At 46.6% G+C, this 25,832-nt stretch carries 25 protein-coding genes; 19 read left to right on the top strand and 6 right to left on the bottom strand.

Translation table 11 applies throughout. The features are described from left to right. Positions 1 to 164 precede the first annotated feature (164 nt). Genes A3773_RS04245 through cydX form a run of 3 tightly spaced genes read left to right on the top strand, consistent with a single transcriptional unit; the run spans position 165 to position 2,982 of the window. Complete coding sequence (locus tag A3773_RS04245; RefSeq protein WP_067983417.1) at positions 165 to 1,748, top strand: cytochrome ubiquinol oxidase subunit I; 1,584 nt, start codon at positions 165 to 167, stop codon at positions 1,746 to 1,748. Further along, entirely contained in the window at positions 1,741 to 2,877 is a 1,137-nt protein-coding gene (cydB, locus tag A3773_RS04240) for a cytochrome d ubiquinol oxidase subunit II (RefSeq protein WP_067983415.1), read from the top strand. The genes A3773_RS04245 and cydB overlap by 8 nt, the downstream gene beginning before the upstream one ends. A gap of 9 nt (positions 2,878 to 2,886) precedes the next feature. Then, a complete protein-coding gene (cydX, locus tag A3773_RS04235) occupies positions 2,887 to 2,982 on the top strand; it encodes a cytochrome bd-I oxidase subunit CydX (protein WP_067983414.1) in 96 nt (31 codons plus the stop codon). Between the two features lie 120 nt (positions 2,983 to 3,102). Here cydX and A3773_RS04230 read toward each other — a convergent pair whose 3' ends face one another. After that, positions 3,103 to 4,431 carry a sigma-54 interaction domain-containing protein gene (locus A3773_RS04230; protein ID WP_067983412.1) on the bottom strand — a complete coding sequence of 443 codons (1,329 nt, stop codon included), beginning with the start codon at positions 4,429 to 4,431 and terminating at the stop codon, positions 3,103 to 3,105. 100 nt (positions 4,432 to 4,531) lie between these two features. Between A3773_RS04230 and cydD the strand changes: the two genes are divergently transcribed. From cydD to A3773_RS04215, 3 genes are all read left to right on the top strand, one after another. Further along, complete coding sequence (gene cydD / locus A3773_RS04225; RefSeq protein ID WP_067983410.1) at positions 4,532 to 6,238, top strand: thiol reductant ABC exporter subunit CydD; 1,707 nt, start codon at positions 4,532 to 4,534, stop codon at positions 6,236 to 6,238. After that, positions 6,231 to 7,862 carry an amino acid ABC transporter ATP-binding/permease protein gene (locus tag A3773_RS04220; protein ID WP_067983409.1) on the top strand — a complete coding sequence of 544 codons (1,632 nt, stop codon included), beginning with the start codon at positions 6,231 to 6,233 and terminating at the stop codon, positions 7,860 to 7,862. Before cydD ends, A3773_RS04220 begins: the two co-directional genes overlap by 8 nt. 163 nt (positions 7,863 to 8,025) lie before the next feature. Continuing rightward, positions 8,026 to 9,396, top strand: a complete 1,371-nt coding sequence (locus A3773_RS04215; RefSeq protein WP_067983407.1) for a class II fumarate hydratase — start codon at positions 8,026 to 8,028, stop codon at positions 9,394 to 9,396. Positions 9,397 to 9,461: 65 nt separating this feature from the next. Here the strand turns inward: A3773_RS04215 and A3773_RS04210 are convergent, their stop codons facing one another. The 4 genes from A3773_RS04210 to A3773_RS04195 all read right to left on the bottom strand — a co-directional run bounded on the left by A3773_RS04210 (position 9,462) and on the right by A3773_RS04195 (position 13,507). After that, positions 9,462 to 10,115 (bottom strand): cytochrome b/b6 domain-containing protein, encoded by a 654-nt coding sequence (locus A3773_RS04210; protein WP_067983405.1) that lies wholly within the window; start codon positions 10,113 to 10,115, stop codon positions 9,462 to 9,464. A gap of 75 nt (positions 10,116 to 10,190) precedes the next feature. Continuing rightward, on the bottom strand, positions 10,191 to 10,664 hold the full coding sequence (locus A3773_RS04205) for a c-type cytochrome (protein ID WP_067983403.1): 474 nt from the start codon (positions 10,662 to 10,664) through the stop codon (positions 10,191 to 10,193). 205 nt (positions 10,665 to 10,869) lie between these two features. After that, positions 10,870 to 12,243: an alanine/glycine:cation symporter family protein gene (locus A3773_RS04200; protein ID WP_067983401.1), complete on the bottom strand. Its 1,374-nt coding sequence runs from the start codon at positions 12,241 to 12,243 to the stop codon at positions 10,870 to 10,872. Between the two features lie 769 nt (positions 12,244 to 13,012). Continuing rightward, on the bottom strand, positions 13,013 to 13,507 hold the full coding sequence (locus A3773_RS04195) for an Lrp/AsnC ligand binding domain-containing protein (RefSeq protein ID WP_067983399.1): 495 nt from the start codon (positions 13,505 to 13,507) through the stop codon (positions 13,013 to 13,015). A 141-nt stretch (positions 13,508 to 13,648) separates the two neighbouring features. Between A3773_RS04195 and A3773_RS04190 the strand changes: the two genes are divergently transcribed. The 8 genes from A3773_RS04190 (at position 13,649) to A3773_RS04155 (ending at position 20,253) form a co-directional block, all read left to right on the top strand. Beyond that, positions 13,649 to 14,905 carry a D-amino acid dehydrogenase gene (locus A3773_RS04190; protein ID WP_067983397.1) on the top strand — a complete coding sequence of 419 codons (1,257 nt, stop codon included), beginning with the start codon at positions 13,649 to 13,651 and terminating at the stop codon, positions 14,903 to 14,905. 78 nt (positions 14,906 to 14,983) lie between these two features. Further along, positions 14,984 to 15,367, top strand: a complete 384-nt coding sequence (locus tag A3773_RS04185; protein WP_067983396.1) for a Rid family detoxifying hydrolase — start codon at positions 14,984 to 14,986, stop codon at positions 15,365 to 15,367. A gap of 75 nt (positions 15,368 to 15,442) precedes the next feature. Beyond that, entirely contained in the window at positions 15,443 to 16,519 is a 1,077-nt protein-coding gene (gene alr, locus A3773_RS04180) for an alanine racemase (protein ID WP_067983394.1), read from the top strand. A 10-nt stretch (positions 16,520 to 16,529) separates the two neighbouring features. Then, positions 16,530 to 16,877 carry a RidA family protein gene (locus tag A3773_RS04175; protein WP_067983392.1) on the top strand — a complete coding sequence of 116 codons (348 nt, stop codon included), beginning with the start codon at positions 16,530 to 16,532 and terminating at the stop codon, positions 16,875 to 16,877. 156 nt (positions 16,878 to 17,033) lie between these two features. Then, positions 17,034 to 17,528 carry a DUF4405 domain-containing protein gene (locus tag A3773_RS04170; protein ID WP_067983390.1) on the top strand — a complete coding sequence of 165 codons (495 nt, stop codon included), beginning with the start codon at positions 17,034 to 17,036 and terminating at the stop codon, positions 17,526 to 17,528. A 181-nt stretch (positions 17,529 to 17,709) separates the two neighbouring features. Beyond that, complete coding sequence (locus tag A3773_RS04165; RefSeq protein WP_231902140.1) at positions 17,710 to 17,859, top strand: zinc ribbon domain-containing protein; 150 nt, start codon at positions 17,710 to 17,712, stop codon at positions 17,857 to 17,859. A 13-nt stretch (positions 17,860 to 17,872) separates the two neighbouring features. After that, positions 17,873 to 18,382, top strand: a complete 510-nt coding sequence (locus A3773_RS04160; RefSeq protein WP_067983386.1) for an MOSC domain-containing protein — start codon at positions 17,873 to 17,875, stop codon at positions 18,380 to 18,382. 41 nt (positions 18,383 to 18,423) lie between these two features. Beyond that, positions 18,424 to 20,253: an ABC transporter ATP-binding protein gene (locus A3773_RS04155; RefSeq protein WP_067983384.1), complete on the top strand. Its 1,830-nt coding sequence runs from the start codon at positions 18,424 to 18,426 to the stop codon at positions 20,251 to 20,253. A 75-nt stretch (positions 20,254 to 20,328) separates the two neighbouring features. Here A3773_RS04155 and A3773_RS04150 read toward each other — a convergent pair whose 3' ends face one another. Further along, on the bottom strand, positions 20,329 to 21,048 hold the full coding sequence (locus A3773_RS04150) for a substrate-binding periplasmic protein (RefSeq protein WP_231902139.1): 720 nt from the start codon (positions 21,046 to 21,048) through the stop codon (positions 20,329 to 20,331). A 415-nt stretch (positions 21,049 to 21,463) separates the two neighbouring features. On the opposite strand from A3773_RS04150, the gene A3773_RS04145 reads away from it, so the two are divergent. From A3773_RS04145 to A3773_RS04125, 5 genes are read left to right on the top strand one after another with little or no spacing between them, the layout of a single operon-like run. Then, the gene (locus A3773_RS04145) at positions 21,464 to 21,937 is read left to right on the top strand and encodes an ATP-dependent zinc protease family protein (RefSeq protein WP_067983380.1); all 474 of its coding nucleotides are present in this window, start codon (positions 21,464 to 21,466) and stop codon (positions 21,935 to 21,937) included. After that, positions 21,934 to 22,839, top strand: a complete 906-nt coding sequence (rimK, locus tag A3773_RS04140) for a 30S ribosomal protein S6--L-glutamate ligase (protein WP_067983377.1) — start codon at positions 21,934 to 21,936, stop codon at positions 22,837 to 22,839. Before A3773_RS04145 ends, rimK begins: the two co-directional genes overlap by 4 nt. Positions 22,840 to 22,844: 5 nt before the next feature. After that, positions 22,845 to 23,870, top strand: a complete 1,026-nt coding sequence (locus tag A3773_RS04135) for a succinylglutamate desuccinylase/aspartoacylase family protein (protein ID WP_067983376.1) — start codon at positions 22,845 to 22,847, stop codon at positions 23,868 to 23,870. 19 nt (positions 23,871 to 23,889) lie between these two features. Then, positions 23,890 to 24,870, top strand: a complete 981-nt coding sequence (locus A3773_RS04130) for a magnesium transporter CorA family protein (protein WP_067983373.1) — start codon at positions 23,890 to 23,892, stop codon at positions 24,868 to 24,870. Between the two features lie 36 nt (positions 24,871 to 24,906). Further along, positions 24,907 to 25,788 carry a mechanosensitive ion channel family protein gene (locus tag A3773_RS04125; RefSeq protein ID WP_067983370.1) on the top strand — a complete coding sequence of 294 codons (882 nt, stop codon included), beginning with the start codon at positions 24,907 to 24,909 and terminating at the stop codon, positions 25,786 to 25,788. The last annotated feature ends 44 nt before the right edge of the window (positions 25,789 to 25,832 follow it).

Below are 25,832 nucleotides of genomic sequence, written 5' to 3'. Positions count from 1 at the left end.
ATATATCCAAAAAAAAGACTATTCGGCCCAAAGTGGCAGGGCGTATACTTTTGTCGTTTAGCTTATTCAGCGACAAGAAAATAACTGGCACGACTTCTGCTTTACTATGGTTGACAACATCTGCACATGCCGAATAAATCGGTAATAAGTAAAAGGTATTAATTATGGTATCTGAAACTGTCGTGGAACTATCGCGCTGGCAATTTGCCTTAACCGCGCTATACCACTTCCTTTTTGTCCCCTTAACGTTGGGACTCGCCTTCTTGCTAGCCATCATGGAATCTGTTTACGTGATGACCAATAAGCAAGTATACAAAGATATGACCCGCTTCTGGGGTAAGCTCTTTGGGATCAATTTTGCGCTAGGTGTCACTACCGGCCTCACAATGGAATTTCAGTTTGGTACTAACTGGGCTTATTACTCTCACTATGTAGGTGATATTTTTGGCGCCCCCTTAGCAATAGAAGGGTTAATGGCCTTTTTCCTTGAATCGACCTTTGTTGGTTTATTCTTTTTTGGCTGGGATCGCCTAACCAAAGTACAGCATTTAGGGGTGACGTGGCTTGTTGCCATAGGCTCCAACTTCTCAGCCCTATGGATTTTGATCGCTAATGGCTGGATGCAAAACCCCGTCGGTGCGTATTTCAATTTTGAAACGATGCGCATGGAGATGAGCAGCTTTGCAGAAGTGATCTTTAACCCAGTAGCACAAGTTAAATTTGTGCATACCGTATCAGGTGGCTATGTCACCGGTGCCATCTTTGTTCTTTCCATTAGTGCTTACTACATGTTGAGAAATAAAGATGTTGGCTTTGCCCGCCGCTCTTTTGCAATCGCATCAGCGTTCGGCCTTGCTTCTGTCATGTCTGTTATTCTCTTAGGTGATGAGAGTGGCTATGAAGTGGGCGAAGTACAGAAAGTGAAACTTGCCGCCATGGAAGCTGAATGGGAAACCCATGAAGCCCCGGCACCTTTCACGCTCTTTGGCTTACCTAACCAAGAAACCCAAGAAACCGACATGGCAGTACGTATCCCTTACGCACTCGGCCTAATCGCAACACGATCGCTCGATGAAGAGATCATGGGGATCAAAGAGTTAACGGAACACGCCGAAGGCCGAATCCGTAACGGTATCAACGCTTATGCCCTCTTGATGAAGCTGCGTAATGGTGAAGACACGCCAGAAAACCGAGCGGCCTTCTCTGCCGTTAATCATGACCTTGGTTATGGCCTACTCCTAAAACGCTACACACCCGATGTTGTGGACGCGACAGAAGAACAAATAAAAGCAGCCGCTAAAGACACTATCCCGCAAGTAGCGCCAATGTTTTGGACCTTCCGCGTAATGGTGGCTTGTGGCTTTACAATGCTGCTGCTGTTCTCTCTATCGTTTTACTACACAGCCCGTCGCCAAGAGTACAAAAAACGTTGGTTACTTAAATTCGCAATGTTTGCACTCCCTCTACCTTGGATCGCAAATGAAATGGGCTGGTTTGTTGCCGAGTTTGGACGTCAACCATGGGCGATTGGTGAAATTTTACCCACCTATGTAGCGACCTCAACCCTAAGCGAAACGGATCTATGGATGAGTATTGCTGGGTTCGCAGCACTGTACTCACTCTTCCTTGTGATCGAAGTATTCCTCATGGTCAAGTACATCCGCAAAGGCCCAAGTGCGCTTGGCACTGGACGTTATGATAACGAGCCTTCTCTGAACGAAGATAAAGGAGCTGCTCACTATGTTTGATTACGAAACGCTGCGACTCATGTGGTGGCTCCTGATCGGTGTATTACTGATCGGTTTTGCAGTCACTGACGGTTTCGATATGGGGGCGGCGATGCTGCTCCCCATCATCGGTAAAACAGATACGGAACGACGTGTTGTCATTAATACTATCGGTCCCCATTGGGATGGTAACCAAGTGTGGTTTATCACCGCAGGCGGCGCCATTTTTGCGGCTTGGCCCTTAGTTTATGCAACGGCGTTTTCGGGCTTCTATTGGGCCATGCTGCTTGTCCTTTTTGCCTTATTCTTCCGCCCTATCGGTTTTGAGTATCGCAGTAAGATGGATGGCCAGCGCTGGCGTAATAACTGGGACCTTGGCTTATGCCTCGGCTCTTTTGTGCCCTCATTAGTGTTTGGTGTGGCCTTTGGTAATCTGTTTTTAGGGGTACCTTTCCACTTTGATGAGCTAACACGCTCAACTTACACCGGTTCATTCTGGGCGCTACTCAATCCGTTCGCCTTAATCTGCGGCCTTGCGAGTGTCACAATGTTGTTACTACACGGTGCGGTATGGCTACAGATGCGTGCAGGGGGTGATGTAGAGATGCGGGCAAAGAAATACGCATCATTACTCGGCCCTGTACTCGCTGTACTTATGTTAATAGCGGGTGCCGCTATCATATGGATGATCCCAGGTTATGAGATTGTCTCTACCCTTGTCACCGATGCTAGCTCAAACCCATTGAGTAAAGAGGTTGCATTAACGGACAGCTGGTTAGGTAACTTCGCCACCCTGCCCGCATTATGGCTGTTAGCTGCGGGAAGCATCGTCTTACCGCTACTGGTTAGTATCTTGGCAAAATGTGGCAAAGCTGGATGGGGATTTACCGTTAGTGCAGTCAATATTGCTGTCGTTATTTTGCTGGCGGGCTCTACGCTATTCCCGTTTGTCATGCCATCATCAACGGACTTGGCAAGCAGCTTAACCTTGTGGGATGCCACATCAAGCGCACTCACGTTAGAGATCATGTTCTGGGTGGCGATGTTCTTTGTTCCCCTCATTTTGATTTATACCTTATGGGGCTATTACAAAATGTGGCGAAGAATTGAGCCTGAGTTTATTGAACAGAATAGCGTTTCAAACTATTAGGAGAGCACGATGTGGTATTTTACTTGGATCTTAGGGGTATTACTGGCGTGCAGTTTTGGCATTATTAATGCCATGTGGCTAGAAAACCACTTCGACGAAGAATAAAAAGCAGGACTAAGAGGGCTAACCCAGTGTTAGCCCCTACCTCTTCCCCTTTAATACGAAGGGTTACTCAATGCGTATTTGCCAGGACAGCACTACGCACTCAACCTAGGTCAATGAAACTTAATCATTACCTACTTTTAACTTGCGATAGAGCGTACGTAAACTGCACCCCGCAATGTTAGCAACCTCGGACTTATCGCTGTAATGCGCCAGAAGCTGTTTAATATACGCCTGCTCAAGCGCCTCCAAACTCAGTTTTGCTTGAGCCAGCCCCAGCAAGCCCCTCGCTACAGTATTTTCAGCCACATCTGGAAACGTACTCAAATCCAGTGCCTGCTGCATAATATCAACGGTAATATCAGGCTTATCGCTCAACACAGTAGCCCGTTCCAATATATTTTTCAGTTCCCGTATATTCCCTTTAAACGGCTGTTCTGCCAGCAGGCTCATCGCTTCAGAGTCCAGATTAAAAGGGGTATGACTATCGATTCGCAACAAAATACTTTGAACCAACAACGGCAGGTCTGCTTTACGCGCAGCAAGCGAAGGCAATCGAATTGGGAATGTACTAATACGGTAATAAAGGTCTTCACGAAACTCATTCGCCTCAACCATGGCGGGCAGGTTTTTGTGGGTCGCACAGATAAGGCGAAAATCCGCTTCATAAGCTTGACTGTCCCCCACCGGACGAAACGTTCGCGTTTCAATCAAGCGCAGCAACTTAACTTGCTGATGCATAGGAATGTCGCCCACTTCATCCAAAAACAGTGTTCCACCACGAGCAGACTCAACCAGCCCTTTACGGTTACTGATCGCGCCGGTAAAGGCCCCTTTAACATGACCAAACATTTCGCTTTCAAACAGCGAATCAGCCAACCCCGAACATTCAACGGTCACAAAAGGCTTCCGTGTTCTTTGGCTAACATCATGCAAAGCCAAAGCGGCAAGCTCTTTACCACTACCCGATGGTCCGGTCAGCAATACATTGGTTTCGGTCTTACCTACACGCTGAATGCGATCGACCAACGCATTAAACGCTGGGCTTCGACCAATCATTTTATTTGCAATCGGTTCGGCACTGACCTCACTAACCGGTTTCATTACCTCGATAAAATAACAGCGCTCCTGCTCATCTGTCACCGGGGTGGTTTCTATTCGCATATGCTCTTTGCCTTGAGCCGTATTGTGAATATGCAACACACTGGAAGTAGAGCCACTATCAGCCGCCGCCCTCAATGGACAGCTTTCGCCTTCCATATCACAGGGCTGCTTATAACCATGCGAAATTTCATAGCACTTTCTCAAGCCTTTACTCGAATGCTGCTTGAAACGATGATCGTAGTGTTGATTTGTCGCCACTACATTATACTCTTCATCCAACAGCACTGCGGGTTCAGAGTAGCTATCCAACACATTGGTAATAGAGGCAAGCCAGCTGGTGTGGGTCATCGATACCATCTCGTCATTTGTCAAACATCTGTCAATAATGACAAAAACCCATATTTAGAGCTAGCATAAATAGCCAAACATTAGAGTTAACAGAGTAACCATGGGTAAAGTGCCTCAAAAAATGCAGTTCAACAACGCGGCCGATCTACTTCGCCAATTTAGCCAACAGGGTAAACGGGAAAACCGCTTATCGGTATTGCTAGGTTTGGTTCAGATCACAATGACGATCTTGTTTGCCTTTATGGTCGCGGGCATTTTAGATCAGGCCCTATTTCAAGCCGACAGCACGCTACCCGATGGGCAAACCTGGTTGATATTAACGCTCAGTTTGGTGACAAAAGCCGTAGCGACCTACCTGCAAAATAACGTTGCCAATCAGGCCAGTATTAAAATACGCAACCACTTACGTCAATTTGCCCTCGAACGCTGTTTTTCCCTTAATATCCGTCTGTTCCCTACCTTTAAAAGTGCTGAACTCAGCAACCTACTTAGCACCGAAATCAATAGCCTACGGCTCTATTTTGCTGATTACAGTGCCTATAAATATTTAGCGGTACTCATGCCGATCGCCGTCATTTTAGCGTCTGCGACCGTTAATTGGTTGGTCCCGCTCATTTTAGCAATCACAGCACCACTCGTGCCCTTGTTTATGATTTTGGTAGGCCACAAAGCGGGACAAGCCAGCCGAGATAACCTTAAACAATTGAATCGACTTGGCAATTTAATTTCCGACCGACTCAAGAACCTACAAGCCTTACAGCTTGCTGGCACAACGGAACAGGAAGCGGATAAATTATTTCGACGATCGGAATCCTTCCGGGAAGCCACCATGCGTGTATTACGCTTAGCGTTTCTATCAAATACCTTACTGGAATTTTTTAGTGCCATTAGCGTTGCGCTTGTCGCTGTTTATCTTGGCCTGTTTTTCCTCGATAAATATCAACTGGGAAGCTGGAGCACTGATCTCTCACTAAGCCAAGGTGTATTTCTACTGATGCTTGCGCCAGAGTTTTATCTTCCTTTACGCCGCTTAGGAACTCTATATCACGCCAAAGCGGACGCCACCAGCGTAGCCGAACACCTACTCACCTTAAACCAACTCGCCGATGACAGAACGAGTACTGACCTCAACTCGACCCTCGAAGCCCTGCCTGAGGTTCATCACATATATATCGAGGCCGTGCAGTCTGGCGATAAAGATAAGGCGTTACACCACCCGCTCTCCATACAGCTAGAAGCCAACGATAAGATCCTACTCAGCGGCCCGTCTGGGTCAGGTAAAACCACCCTATTAGATACATTGGCCGGACTCTACCCACTCCACTATGGAGCCATCAAAATCAATGGTATTGAGCACACCCTCTACCAAAACCCACACTGGCGAAAGCACATCGGGTATATGACCCAGACACCGGAGCTATTATTCGCCACTATACGAGAGAACCTTTGCCTAGGACGTAATTTCAGCGATGAGGCCCTGCTAAAAGCACTTAACGATGCGCAGATAGATACCCTTGTCATGTCCCTCACCGGTGGGCTGGATTACCTCATCAGTGACGCCGGAGGCTACCTATCCGGCGGTCAAGCACAACGTATCGCCCTCGCCCGGGTATTTTTACATAAGCCCAAGCTATTACTACTGGATGAGCCTACCGCAAATTTAGATGACGCCACAGCGCAGGCCTTCATGCAGCAACTTGCCCAGTATAGTGAACAGGGTGGCATGCTCATCATGACCAGTCACCGGCCCTCTGACCGGCACTTTTTCAACAAAGTGATTACGATGGAGGCCTTATCCGATGCCTAATGTAAAACGGCTTTATCTAAAGCTGCTGTTACAGGAACGTAAGATGGCGCTATTGGGGATTATTCTGGCGGTATTAACCGCCTATTCCGGTATCGCACTCTTAGCAGTATCTGGCTGGTTTATTAGCGCAGCCGCGTTGGCGGGACTCAGCGCTGTAGCCGCCCACGCATTTAACTTTTTCGCCCCTGGAGCCATCGTGCGCGGGCTCTCTATATCCCGTACTGCTGGGCGTTATGGCGAGCGCTTAAGTAGCCATGAAGCCACTTTTCGTATCATCTCTCACTTACGGGCTAACCTCTTTCGTTTAATTAGCCGAATGAGCTGGAGTGAGCAGCAACTTAACCGTCACGAAACCTCCAGCCGCCTGTTACAAGACATTCAAAATATCGAAGCCATCTATCTTTCAGCTATTCTCCCCGCCGCTGTTAGCTTTTTAGTGATGATCGCTTACCTCATCACCTTATATATAGTGCTGCCCAGCTTACTGCCGTGGGTCATTGTTCCCCTGCTCTTTGCAACGTTTGTAATGCCTTGGCTATACAGCCATCGAGTTTTAGCCTCGGAAACCAAATTACACCAACAACACAGTCAACAATGGCTCTCGGCCAGTGCGCTCTTAAGCTGCATGAGAACACTTACCCTATTTGAACGCTTGCGAGACAGCGGGCACTTCCTGCAACAACAAGCACAAGAAACCGATCAAGAGGAAGCCACTGCAGTACAACGTCAACAAGCAGTATTGCTACTGACTCAACTCATTTTAATCATAATGACCGTATTGGTATTTTGGCAGGGCTTACTCGCCTTTCAACACGAGCAACTCGACGGCGCATATGCCTTTATGCTCCTTTTACTGACCTTAGGTAGCGCTGAAGTACTGCTAAGTAACTGCCCAGCCTTGGCCAATCTAGGTCTGGGATTAGCCGCCTTAGGACGCTTACAACACAGCTTGATAGCTACCCCCGAACAACCTGACACGCGGCACTTTAACCACACAAGTAGCCCTAAACTAAGCGTACAGATTAATCATCTTGAATACAGTTATCCACAGCAACACCGCCCTGTATTTGAACAGTTCAGCGCGCAGATTAAGGGGCCCGGTTGGGTATGGCTCAGCGGACATAGCGGTGTAGGAAAAAGCACACTCTTAGCGCTCATTTATGGTCAACTCAAGGCTAAGAATGGCACGATCGACGTTAATGGCATCAGCGCAGAACAGATCCGTTTAATGCCGCAACGGATCGACATACTCCGTACTACGCTCAGGGATAACCTTACACTTAACCTGACTATCAACGAGCCCGCTCTCTGGCGCGCGCTCCAGCTTGTTGAGTTAGATCATTGGGCGAAACGACTCCCCCAAGGGTTAGATACATGGCTAGGTGAAGGTGAGTGGCAACCCTCAGGTGGTGAACGTAAGCGTATCGGCTTAGCACGCCTAATACTCCAAGACCCTAAACTAATCTTGCTAGATGAGCCGACTGCAGGTCTAGATAGCGCCCTCGCGGAAAAGATCTACCGAGAATTAAGAACCCACTGGTCCGATAAAATCATCATATGCAGCAGCCATGAGCTTCATTTCACCGCCACACAGGACCAAAGCATTGAGTTAACCGCAGGCTAAAGGCCAGCAAAAAAACAGAGCGATCAGCCCTTACCTTACTTAAAGGCTGATCGATCCCCGAGACATATCTTGACATTGCCAGTCATCGTTAAAACATAACCTATACTCATCCACGCTTAGACTAAACTTAAAGTGGGAACCAGCCCGCTAATTAGGTGAAATCATGGATAAAAACAACTATCGAATAGAAAGCGACTCGCTCGGCGAGGTACAAGTTCCCATCAATGCCCTTTATGGGGCCCAGACCCAACGCGCAGTGGATAACTTTACCATCAGCGGTATCGCCATGCCGCGGGCTTTTATCCGTGCATTAGGGTTAGTCAAAGCCGCCTGCGCCCGCGCGAATGCCCAGCTAGGTACGCTTGCGCCAGATGTAGCAGTGGCGATTCAACACGCAGCAATGGACGTTAGCCAAGGGTGCTACGACCGAGAATTCCCTCTCGATGTCTTCCAAACCGGCTCCGGCACCAGTACCAACATGAACGCTAATGAAGTGATCGCCCATCTAGCCTCTAAACAGCTCGGCATCCCCGTTAACCCTAATGATCAGGTTAACATGAGCCAAAGCTCCAACGACGTAATCCCCACCTGCATTCATCTGAGTGCCGCCCTATTGCTTAACGACCAACTTATACCGGCGCTAGACCACCTCATCCAAGTTATTGATGATAAGGCAGCAACCTTAACCCACGTTGTAAAAACCGGTCGAACGCACTTAATGGATGCGATGCCCGTAACTTATGCGCAAGAGCTCAGTGGATGGAAAGCTCAACTTGATCAAGCAAAAGAGCGACTACAGGCTGTTCAACCACGGCTGTATCAGCTTGCGATTGGCGGTACCGCCGTGGGCACCGGTATCAACACACCTAAAGGCTTTGCAACAGCGGTTTGTGCCGAGTTAAGCCAGCTCACCCAATTGCCACTAGACGTAACCCATAATCACTTCGCCGCACTCAGCAGCCAAGATACCGCCGTAGAACTTAGTGGACAGTTAAAGACCTTAGCTGTCGCCTTAATCAAAATTGCCAACGATCTACGCTGGGCCAACAGCGGCCCCTTAGCGGGGTTAGGTGAAATCAGCTTACCGGTATTACAGCCGGGTAGCAGTATCATGCCCGGCAAAGTAAACCCTGTTGCGCCAGAAGCCGTAGCGATGGCCGCCACTCAAGTCATCGGTAACGATTGCTGCATCACCCTTGCAGGGCAATCAGGTAATTTCCAACTCAATGTCATGCTCCCCCTAGTCGCCCATAATTTAACGCAAAGTATTGAGCTGTTAAGTAACAGTGCGTTATTACTTGCAGACAGCGCCATCTCGGAAATGACAATCAATACCGCCCAAATAGAATCGACCCTCGCCCTCAACCCGATCCTAATTACCGCATTAAACCAAGTCATTGGCTATGAACAAGGCGCTATAATCGCTAAACGTGCGTATGCAGAAAAAAGAACCGTATTGGAGGTCGCAATAGAAGTCACAGGTATGGATGGGGATGAGCTAAGTCGACTGCTTAACCCAAAAAATCTAACATGAAGTGCACACCAGATAAGTAATAACTAAGGGAGAGCGTCCTCTCCCTTAACACCCAAAGATGGCGCTTAGATAGGTAAACCAAATAAGTAATACACCCAGGCAACGCTTACTGCGACACACATCAACAAAGCCACTGGATTAATAGAACCCCGTGGTTTCGCGTTCCCTAAATCCTTTTTATTCCCCGTGATCATAGACGCCACCAGTTTCTCCTTAAAGAGGACACTGTGGGCAACGACACCAAGAATATGTAGCCCGACTAAACACTGTAATATCAGCTGTACCTTATGGTGAATTTCAGCACCTAAACTGGCTAATTCATCACTGACACTGGCATAAAAAGGTCCATCCCATAACACTTCATCAGACGTGACTAAACCGGACGCTACCTGCAACATCAGCAATAAAATAAGCATCACAACCATCATGGCACCCGCTGGGTTGTGACCATAAAAATGTGTTGAATTACCCTTAAACATCGATTTTAAATAGGTAAGCCCTTTGATAGGCGAAACGACGAAAGAGCAAAAACGGGCATAGTACGTACCAACTATCCCCCATAAAACACGAAACAGAATCAAACCCGACAGTAAATAGCCACTATAAAAGTGCCATTTCATGAAGCTGTCATCCCAATTACCGCTATAGATAAGAAAGACAAATAGCGAGACAAGCACCCAATGGAAAATCCGAGTTGGTAGATCCCAAATCTTAACCATTAATTTGATACTCCTTGTGCCCTTAAAAAATTATAACGGCAGCTTCATTGAAGAATAAAGCTGCCTAACAGTCACTTATTTAGCTTTATATTCTTTATGACATGCTTTACATGACTTGCCTAGCGGGCCAATCGCACCACGTAGTGCACCAACACCCTGACCTGCGTTTTCAGCCATAGTATTGACTGCTGCAACCCAGTTCTCATGCTTCTCACCAATATCTGAACCTTCCTGCCAGATAGCGGCTTTAGCTTTTGTTTTACCGGATAAACCCTCAGCGTCCATATCAGACCCTTTTGGCCACATAAGCGCATTATCCATTAAAGCTGCATTTTTAAGGTTATCGGCAATTGCTTGCGCTAATTTGGCATCATAATCACGTTCACCTTTTGCCATTGCACCCAAAACACCCATATTGAATTTAACCATCTGGAAGTAACCTTGACGGCCTTCAATCTGGTCTTCAAAAGGGAAATCTTCTGCCATAACAGGTGAAACGGTTGTCGCCAATACCGTCGCGCATAATGCTGCTTTAATAAACTTTTCCATTGTTAGACTCTCCTCACTGATTTAATCATCAGACATAATAATATCATCGTACTACGTAAGAATAATCTAATATTAAGCATTTATCTGTAAAGTTATGTAAACAAATAACGAAAAATAGACAAAAAAAACCGGGCCAAGGCCCGGTTAACTAACTTATTGAATTTTAAAACAATAACGGCTGTGCCGTCTTGGCTTACTGTCGCCTTTATTTACCCGCTAAAGACGCCGCGGCCTGCTTTTCAAAGTACTCACGTGTTAAGCGGAATACAACAGGACTCAATAGCGCAAGGGCTACCAAGTTAGGGATCGCCATCAACGCATTAAGCGTATCAGCCAGCAACCATACAAACTCTAAACCAACCATTGTGCCCACAGGAACAGCAAGGATCCAAAGGATGCGGAAAGGTACAATAATCTTCACGCCAAACAGGTACTCTGCGCAACGTTCGCCATAAACACTCCACCCCAAAATAGTTGTGAAAGCAAAAATAGCCAAAGCGATTGCGACAATATAGTTACCAACACCAGGAAGTGCCTGAGCAAAAGCCGCAGAGGTCAATGCTGCACCGGACTCACCTGAAGTCCAAGCACCCGATGTAATAATCACTAAACCGGTAATCGAACAGATGATGATAGTATCGAGGAACGTACCTAACATCGCGATTAAACCCTGACGAACAGGATCTTTAGTTTGAGACGCCGCATGAGCAATAGGTGCAGAACCTAAGCCCGCTTCGTTTGAGAATACACCACGCGCTACACCAAAGCGGATAGCCGCCCATACCGCAGCACCAGCAAAACCACCTTCAGCAGCGGATTCAGTAAATGCATACGTAAAAATAAGATCAAGAGCATGAGGAATCGCATCAGCATTAATCGCCAATACAACAAGGCCAGCAACAAGATAACTGATCGCCATCAACGGTACAAGGGAGCCGGCAACAGCACCAATACGTTTAATACCGCCAAGTAACACAGCAGCCGTAAGTACCATTAAAACAACACCGGTAACCCACAACGGTGTACCGAAGTTAGATTCAAGAACGGATGCAACCGAGTTAGATTGAACTGTGTTGCCAATACCAAAACCAGCGATGGTACCGAAAATAGCGAATAACGTACCCATCCAAGCCCATTTTTTACCTAGGCCATTCTTGATGTAATACATCGGGCCACCCACATGGTTTCCCTCTTCATCTACTTCACGGTATTTAACCGCCAGTACAGCTTCTGAAAATTTAGTCGCCATACCCACCAGTGCAGTACACCACATCCAGAACAGTGCACCAGGACCACCTAGGAATACAGCAGTAGCTACACCTGCAATATTACCTGTACCTACCGTTGCCGACATCGCTGTCATCAACGCTTGGAACGGCGATATATCACCCTCTTCTTTTTCAGAGTCAGGCGTTTTACGGCCGCTCCACATAAGTTTAAAACCAGTGCCAAGCTTAAAGATTGGCATCAGTTTTAATCCTAGTTGCAAGAACAGGCCTACACCTAGAATCAATACCAGCATCATGGGACCCCATACAATGCCGTTAACCATATTGATAAAATTGGTTAATGCTTCCATTATTATTCCTCGATATTGTTGTCTTAATTGAGGTTTGTTTACTCTTGAGAGTCTTATTATTAGAACATCCAATACTGTACTTCAAATGCGTTTGTGATCGCAAAAGAACAGTTAACTCTTAGGTGTGAAAACAGCATAACTGCTGACCGACTTGATAATTTCGCGCAAGATGCAGGCCTCAGCTATCACAGCACAAGCGAGTATTGCTCGAAATTACCTATGCTTCTGCCAAAAAGAAACGGCCCTAAAACAGCGATAGCTTAATTACAACACATAGTAGTTACCCATAAGATAAGTTAATTCAACTAGATAATGGCTTTGAAATTAACGGATATTCCGAATAAATAACTTTAATTACCCCCTCATAAAAGGGAAATATGCTATTTAATAGAGAATTAATCGTATTTATAGCGATCTATTGGGAAAATCCACACATAATCAGACGTTTTCACTACAAAGAGGACGTATTCAATAGCGTTCGCTTTAAATTAAGAATAATAACAGGCTATTTTCTGTATATATCGAACACATCTTCATCTGCAGCAACGATAAAGGCCGCATAAAAACATTTAAGAGGCTTACTATCTAGGCATGAAATAGCGCGCGGAATGGCGGGGTAACTAGGAACGTAGAAATGGCCCTAGAAAAAGCGGCGACTTTTAAATTAAAAAACAGAAAATAGGTATAAGGCAAGGCTGGCCCGCACCAGTCGTAAAACCCGACGGACGCTGCGCTTTACACACAAACGGCTATAGCACGAATACCTTGATTAACTGCCCGCTTTATATTCAATAGGTAAAGCATGGGTTTCCCTTACCTCTTCCATCACTATATAACTCTTAGAGTTTTTCACACCGGGCAATGTGAGTAACATATCCCCTAACAGCGCTCGATATTCCGACATATCGTTAATACGCGCCTTGAGTAGGTAATCGGCATCACCCGATACCAAGTGGCACTCAAGTATATAAGGTAAATCACACACCGCACGATTAAACATCTGGAACGCGTCAGGGGTTTGATAAGACAACGAGATCTCAACAAAGACCAACATATTGTAGTCCAGCAACTGAGGGTTTAATCGGGCATGGTAACCCTCGATATATCCCTCTTTTTCCAACCGCTTAACCCGCTCAATACACGGGGTAGAGCTTAAACCCACCTTTTCTGCTAAATCAACGTAACTAATCCGCCCATCAACCTGCAAGGTGCGGAGTATACTGATATCCAGCCGATCTAATGCGCGCTTTTTGTTGTTAGACATCCAAAATAATCCACTAAAAAATTAACATAAACTAGGTTATATTTCTTAATTATAAGAAAATTCAAAGCCATTTAATACTAAAAAGCCAATAAACTGGTGTTTTCTCATTAGCAAAATAAATTTAATAAATGAGGTCACACAATGAAAGTATTGGTTTTAGGTGCAGGCGTGGTTGGCGTTACAAGTGCTTGGTATTTAGCCAAAGCAGGCCATGAAGTAACTATAATCGATCGCCAAGTAGATGTCGCCTTAGAAACAAGTTATGGCAATGCAGGACAAATATCCCCTGGATACTCTGCGCCTTGGGCTGGTCCTGGCATCCCCCTTAAAGCGATTAAATGGTTAATGCAAGACCTCGCTCCGTTTATGATTAGCGGAAAAGAGATCGATACACAGACCCTCGGCTGGATGACTAAAATGCTCACCAACTGTACTGAGGGTGCTTACCATACCAATAAAGCACGCATGATGCGTTTAGCTGAATATAGCCGTGATTGCTTTATTAATCTGCGCCAAGAACTCGATATTGATTACGAACAACGCAGTAAAGGTACCCTGCAACTTTTCCGTACCGATAAACAGGTGAGCGATTCTAAAAAAGACATCTCCGTTCTGGAAGAGTGTGGAGTCGATTTCCAAGTCCTAGATACTGACGGCTGTCTTGACTATGAACCCGCCCTCGCCGCAGTAAAAGAAAAAATCGTAGGTGGCCTTAGGTTGCCCGGTGACGAAACCGGTGATTGCTTCAAATTCACCAATGCCCTTGCGGAAGAGTGCAAAAAGATGGGCGTTAAATTCAAAATGAAAACCGACATTCTCAACATCAATACCGATGGGGGTGAAGTGGTCAACGTAAGTACGTCACGCGGTAAAATGACCTCGGACGCTTACCTTGTTGCACTCGGCAGTTACTCAACGCTCATGCTGTCTAAAATCGGCCTAAAAGTCCCCGTGTACCCCATTAAAGGCTACTCCCTAACGCTTCCGATTATCGACCCATCAAAAGCCCCTACCTCAACCATTATGGATGAGACTTACAAAGTAGCGGTTACCCGTTTTGATGATCGTATTCGTGTGGGCGGCACCGCAGAGATCGCATCCTACAATAAAGAGCTCGAAGAAAAACGTCGCGCTAATGTTGAATTTGTCGTTAACGATCTCTTTCCCGGCGGTGGCGATATAGAGCAAGCCGAGTTCTGGACAGGCTTACGCCCCATGACACCGGACGGCACCCCCATTTTAGGTGAAACGAATATCTCCAACCTTTTCTTAAATACAGGTCACGGCACCTTAGGCTGGACCATGTCATTAGGTTCAGGCAAATACGTTGCTGATGTCATCAGCCAAAAAACACCGGATATCGATAACGAAGGTTTATCTGTAGCCCGCTACAGCTAATCACACGCGCAATAACACTTAACATATCGAGGTTGATCAGCTCACTGGCCAACCTCTCTTTACCCTGAAGGAATGATCATGAGCAACAAATCAATTATCTCTACCAATAAAGCACCAGCGGCGATCGGCACATACTCTCAAGCAGTAAAAGCAGGCAACACCGTTTACCTATCTGGCCAGATCCCATTAAATCCAGAAACAATGGAGATGGTAACCGAATCATTTGAAGCCCAAGCGGTACAAGTATTTGAAAATCTAACCGCCGTAGCCGAAGCCGCTGGCGGCAACGTAAACGATTTTGTTAAAATCACCGTTCTGCTATCTGACCTCTCTTACTTCGGTCAAGTAAACGAAATCATGGCAAAGTACTTTCAAGCACCTTATCCTGCACGTGCAGCCTATGCGGTCAAAGCACTGCCTAAAGATGCTGATATCGAAATCGAAGCAATTATGGTTGTATAAAGCTAGATTACAGAGCGTTTACTATAATTACACCCCTGTTTTAATCACCAATAGTACCGTTGATTAGGAGTCATCATGGCACGTGCAGCCACCGCTACAATTCACTTAGACGCGATTCGTCACAACTACCTTTTGGCAAAATCGGTTGCCCCTGAACAGGGTGCATTAGCCATTATTAAGGCCAATGCTTATGGCCACGGCGCCGTTGAAGTTGCCAACGCGCTCAGCAAGGATGTTGATGGGTTTGGCGTTGCTTGCATAGAGGAAGCCGTTGAACTTAGGGAAGCGGGTATTCGTTTACCCATTTTACTACTGGAAGGCTTTTTCACCCCGGATGAACTCCCCATCATCAGCGACCTTGATTTATGGTGTGCCGTCCACAGCGCAGAACAGATAGACATTATAGCTAACACTCAACTTAACAAGCCAATCACCGCGTGGTTAAAGCTAGATAACGGCATGCATCGTTTAGGCATTGCACCCAGCGAATATAAAGCTGCGTTCACTAAACTATCTGCGTTACCTCAAGTTGAACATGTTGTCTTAATGAGCCACTTTTCTGCCGCGGATGAGCCAGAACTTAGCACCACCGCAGAACAGATTAATCTCTTAGATACACTGGCCGCTGAACTTAACGCCCCTATCAGTATGGCTAACTCAGCCGGAACACTTGAGCATGCGAACGCACGCAGAGATTGGCAGCGCCCAGGTATTATCCTTTACGGTGCAACCCCTTTTGCGGGTGCCCATCCGTTAGCGGATCAACTCAAGCCAGCGATGACATTAAGCTCAGAAGTCATTGCGGTACGCGAGATCCAGCCGGGTGAGAGCGTAGGCTACAGCGCAACATGGGTCTGTGACAGACCTACTCGCGTAGGCACCGTCGCCATGGGATATGCCGATGGTTACCCTCGTCACGCTAAAAATGGGACACCGGTCCTCGTTGACGGGCATAAAAGCCAAATTATTGGGCGCGTATCTATGGATATGTTAGCGGTAGACCTCACTGACATTCCTGATGCAAACGTAGGCAGCTATGTCGAGCTCTGGGGAGAGAACCTGCCCGCCGCTGAAGTCGCTGCCTATTGCGACACTATTCCCTACACCTTGTTTACCGGTATTACTCGCCGCGTACATAAAAAATATAGTTAAGGAAACACCGATGAGCATCGAACGCATTGAGTCTACCGAACGCATGAGCCGTATCGTTAAGCATAACAATACCGTTTACCTTTGTGGCCAAACGGCTGGCGAAGCACAGTGGGATATTGCAGAACAAACACAACGCTGCCTAGATAAGATCGACGCCCTACTTGAGAAAGCAGGGAGCCACCGCAATCAACTCTTATCTGTCACTATTTACATTCGTGACATGAAAGACTTTGCAGCCATGAATGCCGTCTGGGATGCATGGGTCGCTGACAGTGAAAAGCCTGCACGCGCCTGCGTTGAAGCCCGTATGGCTCGCCCAGAGATTCTAGTAGAATTTAGTGTAACTGCCGCCTATTAACCGGGCGATAGCACAAAAATAATAACAAAGGGCGCTCAGCGCCCTTTTTTAGCTCTTCCCTCGCCCGTTTACTTTTCTTTACAGTTTATAAACCCTATTTAACGCTCTCCCGCAGCATACTTTCGATAAAGAGCACTAACGTATCGGACTGCTGTTATGAAATACAACCACCGTAACTTTTCAACACCCATGATTATGGCCAGCGGCTTAGTCATTACTGTGAGTGGCATTATGATGTTTTTCCACCTGGAAAAAGATCTGGTCAAACTGATGCATGAGTGGATTGGTCTTGTAATGGCCGTGGGCGTATTACTGCATATTCAATTTCACTGGCGCGCCTTTAAACGCTACTTCACCAAAAAATCGGGCATAACCGTGATCATCGGTATTCTACTGGCCAGCAGTGCTATCGCCTTAACAGCACCGGATAAAAAAGCACAGCCCACTAAGCAACTGGTCGAGCACTATTCTGACAAATCGTTAGAACAGATCGCCGCGTTTGAAAACCGCACCATAGAACAATTACTGGTCGATTTAGAGATCGCCCATTACTCGGTCAGCTCAGTAGAACTTAGCTTGAACGATATCGCGCACGAAAACCACGCCAGCCCCTTCGAGGTAATAGACGCGGTCATTAATCCGGATTACTAAATGAAGCCCACTAACCGGCCCCTCTTAGCGAACTTAATACACACAGCATTTCCATAATCAGAAAACCCAGACCATAATACCCTGTGAACTACGCTGCTTTTATCGTCACGATAAGCAACCACATATCCAGAATCCGCTACAAAGAGGTGTAATGTTCCTATCCTTCGGATGCCCATACTGTATGGCACCTAATAGCATAGAGGTTGACCCCGCCTATGATATTGACCAACAGATGATCCAAGATTGTGAAGTGTGCTGCCAGCCCATTGAACTTTTAATCACAGAACATGACCAACAGATCTATGTAGACGCCAAACAAGAGTGGGAATAAGGATAATGAGTTTATGAGCCTGCACCGTTTATTTTTACGGTACGCAATAACCCTACCCTCAGGCACTCTTAAATGGATCGGTGTGCGCCCGGAAAAGAAACAACCGCTGATTGCGCTTGATAAGGTGATGGCGATCAAACATAAAGGGTTAGAAGGTGATCACCGCTGTATTAAGACACCGGACTCAGCACGACAAGTCACTCTTATCTCTGAAGAGTTTATTCAGCAGATAGCCCACTACTGCAACAAAAACAGTATAGCGCCCGCGCTATTACGCAGAAATTTGGTAGTATCAGGGATCAATCTTAATGCGTTAAGATACCAACAATTTCGCATAGGGGATGCCATTTTTGAAGCCTCTGCCTTATGTCATCCCTGCTCAAGAATGGAAGCCGTATTAGGCCATGGCGGCGTCAGCGCCATGCTAGGTCATGGCGGTTTATGCTGTAAAATCATTAAATCCGGTGAGATCAAACTCGGTGACAGCGTAGACGTATTAAATACACAACAAGACCTGTTTTAAGCGATAACCGACACACCGCCCTTTTACGATTAGAGAGAGTTATGTTTTCATTTTTTGAAAAGCTTATTCCCGCTTTTCCCCCTGCCGAACCTCGTCAGCCACCTAAAGGGCTTTATGCATTTTGTCGCCACTACACAAAGGGGGCAGAATGGCCGCTGTTATTTATGTCCCTACTCACGGCCACCGTTGCTATATTAGAAGTCACCCTGTTTGGCTTTATGGGGCAGCTTGTGGATTGGTTATCCACTAAAGATCGTGCAACTTTTCTAGCCCAAGAAGCCGACCAACTACTCCTAATGAGTTTAGTGCCACTGGTTGCCCTCCCCATTGCTGGCTTACTCCACTCATTAATTACCCACCAAACCTTATTGGGTAATTACCCCATGTCTATACGCTGGCTAGCCCATCGCTATCTTTTAAAGCAAAGCGTTTCTTTTTATGCCGATGATTTTGCCGGGCGAATCTCAACCAAAGTCATGCAAACCGCACTCTCTGTGCGTGAAGCCGTCATGAAACTGCTCGATGTCATGATGTTCGTTGTCGTCTACTTCTTTGCCATGCTGGTGTTAGTTGCTCAATCCGATTGGCGACTCACCTTACCGATGGCGGTCTGGTTAGGGTTTTATATAGGGATTCAAATTTACTTTGTCCCTCGCCTTAAAAAAATCGCCACCGAACAAGCCAATGCCCGTTCAACCATGACTGGACGGATTGTTGATTCCTACGCCAATATTGCAACGATCAAGCTGTTCTCACATACCCAACGTGAAGCGGAGTATGCAAAAGAAGGTATGGATACCTTTTTAGAAACCGTACACAAACAGATGCGCCTTGGCACCGGCTTAAATATAAGCGTGCAGTGCATCAACTACCTGCTCTCCTTCTCCGTCGCCACTTTGTCCATCTGGCTTTGGCTTGAGAATGCGGTTTCGGTAGGCGCCATCGCTATCTCTATTGCCTTAGCCTTACGCCTCAACGGTATGGCCCACTGGATCATGTGGGAGGTTAGCGCTCTGTTTGAGAATATTGGCACCGTTGCTGATGGTATGGAAACCCTATCAAAACCGCTCCAGATTCAAGATAATCCCAGCGCCAAACCGATTACTGTGTCAAAAGGTGCGATCCAGTTTGAGGAGGTTGGTTTTAACTATGGCGAAGAGAAAACCGTCATTAAGCAGCTGAACCTATCCATCAAACCGGGTGAAAAAATAGGCCTCGTCGGCCGCTCTGGCGCAGGAAAATCCACCATCGTTAACCTACTTATGCGCTTTTTTGATGTAGAGCGTGGCGCAGTAAAAATAGATGGACAAGATATCCGCGAAACAACCCAAGATTCCCTTCGTGCCCATATTGGTATGGTGACCCAAGATACCGCCTTACTCCACCGTTCAGTACGTGAAAATCTATTATACGGCCGCCCTGATGCAACCGAAGAGGAGATGATTAGTGCGGCGAAAAAAGCCCAAGCCCATGAATTTATTTTAGGCTTAACCGACCAAGCCGGTCGTAAAGGCTATGATGCCCATGTGGGTGAACGAGGCGTTAAACTGTCCGGCGGGCAACGTCAGCGTGTCGCCATAGCCCGTGTATTACTCAAGGATGCGCCGATCCTTATTTTGGATGAAGCCACCTCAGCATTAGATTCAGAGGTGGAAGCCGCTATCCAAGCAAGCTTATATAGTTTAATGGAGAACAAAACCGTTATTGCGATTGCCCACCGCCTTTCCACAATTGCAGCCTTGGATCGGCTGGTTGTACTTGATAAAGGTGAAATAGTGGAACAGGGAACCCATCAGGCGCTCATCCAGAAAAAAGGCATCTACGCTCAGTTATGGGCCCATCAAACGGGGGGATTTTTAGGTGAGGAGTAATAACCGATTAAACCACTCAAAAGCATTTACCCTTTACCCTTTACCCTTTAGCTTTAGTGATTTAGAAACCGGTGGTTATTTCCAGTCCTCTAAACCATATTTAGCTAAGATACTCGCCAGCTCTCCCGAGGCTCTTAATCCTCTTATCCCTTCAGAAAGTATCTGGGCATAGCGCGAAGAATCCTCAAGCGCAGGAGAAAAAGCGATATACGCGGGGGCGGCTTTTTTGGTGAGGCCAACCACCTTAAATTCATCCGCTAATCCAAGCTTTTTAGCGTTATACCAAAACACGGGGCCTGTTTCGATCAGCACATCAATACGATGCCGCTTGAGCAGTTTAATACCATGGGAGAGGGGGTGATAATCACCGTTAAGTATAGTCACCTCTTCCGCACCGCTTTCTTGAATATATGCCCTTAACTCATTGCCATAGTCATACCCAAGAATGGCACCTAGCTGTACGGTTTTAAGGGAATCGATTCCTTTATAGACCCAATCGCTCTCTTTACGCACAAAGAACCTATTCTCTAAAACAGCAAGCTCCTCTTTAGGATAAACAAAGTCGGGAGCATCACTCTTAAAGCCCCCCATAATAGCGTTAACTTCACCCTTACGTGCTTCTTGAATAGCCCGAGACCAGTTCATCTCAATATATTCAACCTCATAACCATGTTTAGAAAACACCCGCTCGGCCACTTCTACCATAAACCCCGGCAGTTCCGACCCCGCTTCACAGTTAAAAGGACACCAACGATCGGCCGCAATTGAAATATGCTCGGCAAAAGACGCAGGCACAAACATAACGCACCATAAACAGAGGCAACGTAATAAATAACGCATAAAAACAAACAACCGCAACATAAGCACACTGGCAGTAAAGAGACATCTGTTAAGTATAGCGAACACAACTAGATCGCGCATATAATTAGGCTGTTATCTGCAATAAACAGTGCAGAGCCACCCCGATTAGTCGACAAAATAGGGATCCCTACCTAAAGTTAACATAGGGCTTTTTTTCGGCGTCTACACACCGTTTAACCCCAGCCAAAGGCCAAACAGAACTAAATGGGGGGAGCGCACTGAAATGTGGTGCAATGCCCTATGTTCCTTGGTAAAAGAAGAGATGTAAAAATAGCCTAAACTCTTCTGCATTTTTACTTTACTAGCACGCCAACGGAAAATTAGGTTAATCGATTAATAGGTATGCACTATGGGTAAAGAACGCATTGCAACAGGTTGGCAAGAATGGGCCCTACTGCCCGAACTTGGCTTACCACCGTTACAAACAAAAATAGATTCCGGCAGACAAACATCGACTCTACACGCCTTTATGACAGAAGAGTTTGAGCGAGATGAGCAAGTGTATGTTCGCTTTTGCATTCATCCAAAACAAAACGATCACTCCGACGCCATCATGTGCGAAGCGCCGATCCTTGGTAAATATGAAGGTACAAATAAACACGGCGATCCGGATAATGATTACTTAATCCGCACAACCATACAGATGGGGCAACAACAATGGCCTGTCGAGCTTGTCATCACCAATATGGATGACATGACGTTCCGCTTACTCCTAGGTCACTCTGCAATTGACGGACGACTCATCGTTGACCCTGCCGCAACATTTTTATTAGGTGGGCCTGACGACATTATAGATAACTCACCCCAAAAGGCCGAAAAATGAATATCGCCATCCTTTCACGTAACCGAAAGCTATACTCGACTCGCCGCTTAGTTGAAGCCTGCGAGCAACGCGGCCACACACCGATGGTAGTTGATGCATTAAGAACCTATATGGATATTGCATCCAATAAACCACAAGCTCACTTTAAAGGTGAGCCACTGCCTAATTTTGATGCGGTCATCCCCCGTATTGGTGCCTCCATCACCTTTTATGGTACGGCGGTTTTACGTCAGTTTGAAATGATGGGGTCTTACCCGTTAAACGAATCGGTCGCAATCTCACGCTCGAGAGATAAGCTTCGCACCATGCAGCTACTCTCACGCAAAGGCGTAGGCATGCCCTTCACCGGCTTTGCCAACAACCCTGATGATATCGGCGATTTGATTAAAATGGTGGGCGGCGCGCCCCTTGTTATCAAATTGCTTGAAGGTACCCAAGGTATTGGGGTTGTATTAGCCGAAACCCAAAAAGCGGCTGAAAGTGTATTAGAAGCGTTTATGGGTTTAAAAGTTAACATCATGGTACAGGAATATATTAAAGAAGCGGGCGGTGCCGATATTCGCTGTTTAGTGATTGGCGATAAAGTTGTTGCAGCCATGAAACGCCAAGCGATGGAAGGTGAATTTCGTTCTAACCTCCACCGTGGTGGTAGTGCCTCACTGATTAGAATATCACCGGCTGAACGTGCCACCGCAGTCAATGCTGCCAAAATCATGGGGCTTAATGTGGCAGGGGTTGATCTATTACGCTCTGAGCGCGGGCCTTTAGTGATGGAAGTTAACTCATCACCTGGACTAGAAGGTATTGAAGCGGCAACCGGCAAAGATATAGCTGGCATGATCATCGAATTTATTGAAAAAAATGCTAAGCCGCACCGTACAAAAACACGGGGTAAAGGTTAATCCCTATGGCAGATACCACATTCACAATTAACGGAACACATGTCGCCCCCGGCACGCGAACAACGATTGAACTGCCTGCCGGGCGGCTATATACCCATACACCCATGACAATCCCCGTTCACGTGGTCAACGGCAAACGGGGTGGACCTAGGCTGTTTCTCAGTGCCGCTATTCATGGGGATGAGATTAATGGCGTTGAGATTATTCGGCGTGTATTAACGTTGCCGGCGCTCAAGCGTCTTAAAGGTACATTGATCGCAGTGCCTATCGTTAACGTACATGGCTTACTTAGCCACTCCCGTTACCTACCCGACCGCCGCGACCTCAACCGCTCCTTTCCCGGTAGCGAAAAAGGCTCACTGGCTGCACGTATTGCGCACCTTTTTATGGAAGAGATTGTCTGTCAAAGTACCCACGGCATCGACCTTCATACGGGCGCAGTACATCGTACAAACCTGCCTCAAATTCGTGCCAACCTGGATGATGAGGAGACCGAGCGACTCGCACGGGCCTTTAATGTTCCAGTGATCATCTCCTCTAACCTACGGGACGGGTCACTTAGGGAAGCCGCCGCCGAACATGGCATACCTATGCTTTTATATGAGGCAGGTGAAGCACTACGTTTTGACGAGATGGCGATTAGAGCCGGTGTTAAAGGGATTGTGAATGTCATGCGTTCATTAGGTATGCTTCCGCCCTCCCGTGGCACCAGCAAATCGTATAAAGAACCGGTTGTTGCCCGCTCTAGCTCATGGGTAAGAGCCTCAGACAGCGGTATTTTACGTGCACTTATCCCCTTAGGCGGCCGTGTAAGCAAAGGCACCCTACTCGGTGTTGTATCTGATCCCTTTGGGGAAAAAGAAGCACAAATCACCTCCCCCTATAGCGGAATTATTATTGGCAAAACCAACCTCCCTCTCGTCAACGAAGGTGATGCGCTTTACCACATTGCTCGTTTTGGTGACATTGAAGAGATTGAAGCTAAAGTTGATGAGTTCCAAGAAGATCTATCTGATGAACTTAATCGATAAACACAGGATCGCCGGTTAAATGGTTACAACATATTGGAAAAGAAAAGGTCATGCGATGAGCATCGGTAATGATGACCAGATCGCCGCATGGCTAGATGACCCATCGAGCTTTATTTGGATTGATATCCAATATAGCGACATGGATCAACACCGGGTGGGCGAGCTACTCGCCTCTTTAAACTGCAATGCGCTTGCGGTTAAAGATGTACTGCGAACACGCCACCCCCCCAAAATAGAGCTTTTCCAACATCAGACCTTTATCCTGTACCGTGGTATTTCCGAAGTCATTAATGAACTGGAATACGACCACCAACAGATCGGCTTTTTTATCAATGATCGCTACCTTGTAACGGTACACCCTGAGCATTCGATGGGGATTAGTCAGATTCTGCTGGCTGATGAGTTGCCAGAATACGTAGAAGAGCCGATGCTTCTGGCCCTAAAGATCATGCATCGTTCATCCGATACCTACCTATCCAATATGCTGGAATTTGAAGACGTCTTAGGACGACAGGAAGACGCGCTATTGGCCGGTGAAGGCGAAAAACATATGGCCGCATTAGCGGGTTACCGTATAAAACTGCTTCGCCTAAAACGTATCTTTAATTACCACCAGCAGATGTTTGCAGAGTTTTGCTCCCACGCAAACGATAACAGTGAATCCTTTATTCAACTGTCAAAACATGAACACTACCTCACCGATGTTTATGAACGTTTTGAACGGATCTACAGCTTATCCTGCCTGTATTATGAGATGTGCTCTGATATGGTCGAAGGCTACATCTCCATAAGCTCACATCAACAGAATGTGTCTATGCGGGTGCTGACCGTTATTACCGCTATTTTTGTACCCTTAAGCTTCTTAGCAGGGTTATACGGGATGAACTTTGAAAATATCCCAGAATTACACCACCCTAACGCTTACTACATTCTACTTAGCAGTATGCTCTTCATATCCGTTTCACTGATCGTACTCTTTAAGCGTAAAAAATGGATCTAACTTCGGCTCAACCGTTATCAGCAAGGGCTATTAAAAATGACTGAATTTTGGAATTATCCACTGCTGAATGTCGGCGAGTACCAGTTACTCGCCAATCAACTGGTGATCTGTATCACCATCATTATCTTAACCTTTGTTATCGCCTCCTTTGTTAAAAAGTGGTTCAAATACCTCGCCAAAACCAGAGCTGTTCTCTCCCACGACCAGATGTACATCATTGTACGCTTAGCCCATTACGTCATTATCGTGGCGGGCTTACTGATGGCAGTTGCCTCGTTAGGCATTGATATTAGTAAACTAGCACTCATTGCCAGTGCATTAGGTATAGGTATCGGGTTAGGGCTACAGGGAATCGTCAACAACTTTGTCTCTGGGGTCGCGATCATGCTTGAACGCAGCCTAAAAGTCGGCGACTTTATTGAGCTAGACACGGGGATCACCGGTGAAGTGATGGAGATCCACATGCGAGCAACACTCATCCGCACAAATGATAATGTTGATATCCTGATCCCCAACGCCGACCTCACCAACAGTAACGTGATCAACTGGACCCTAGAAGAATCCATCCGCCGCTTTCGTATCCCTGTGGGCGTTGCTTATGGCAGCGATAAAGACCTAGTCAAACAAGCGATGTTAGAGGCCGCGGCGGTCGTCCCTTACACCCTAACACTCAAAGGAAAAGAACCTATCGTATGGATGACCGGCTTCGGCGATAGCAGCTTAGATTTTACTCTAGGCGTTTGGGTAACAGCCGATCAAGTCAAACGCCCTACCGCCATCATGTCTGATTACTTATGGGCGATTGACGATGCCTTTAGAAAATACAAAATAGAGATTCCCTTTCCACAACGGGACCTACACCTTCGCAGCCTAGCAACAAAAGTGACAGACGAAGTCCGCACACTAAAAGAGCACTAAACCTTTAAAAAAGGTCTGGTTTAAACGCTAATCTATACACATAA

This window comes from Neptuniibacter pectenicola (assembly GCF_001597735.1).
Classification (GTDB): Bacteria; Pseudomonadota; Gammaproteobacteria; order Pseudomonadales; family Balneatricaceae; genus Neptuniibacter; species Neptuniibacter pectenicola.
This window is presented reverse-complemented; position numbering and strand designations above follow the sequence as displayed.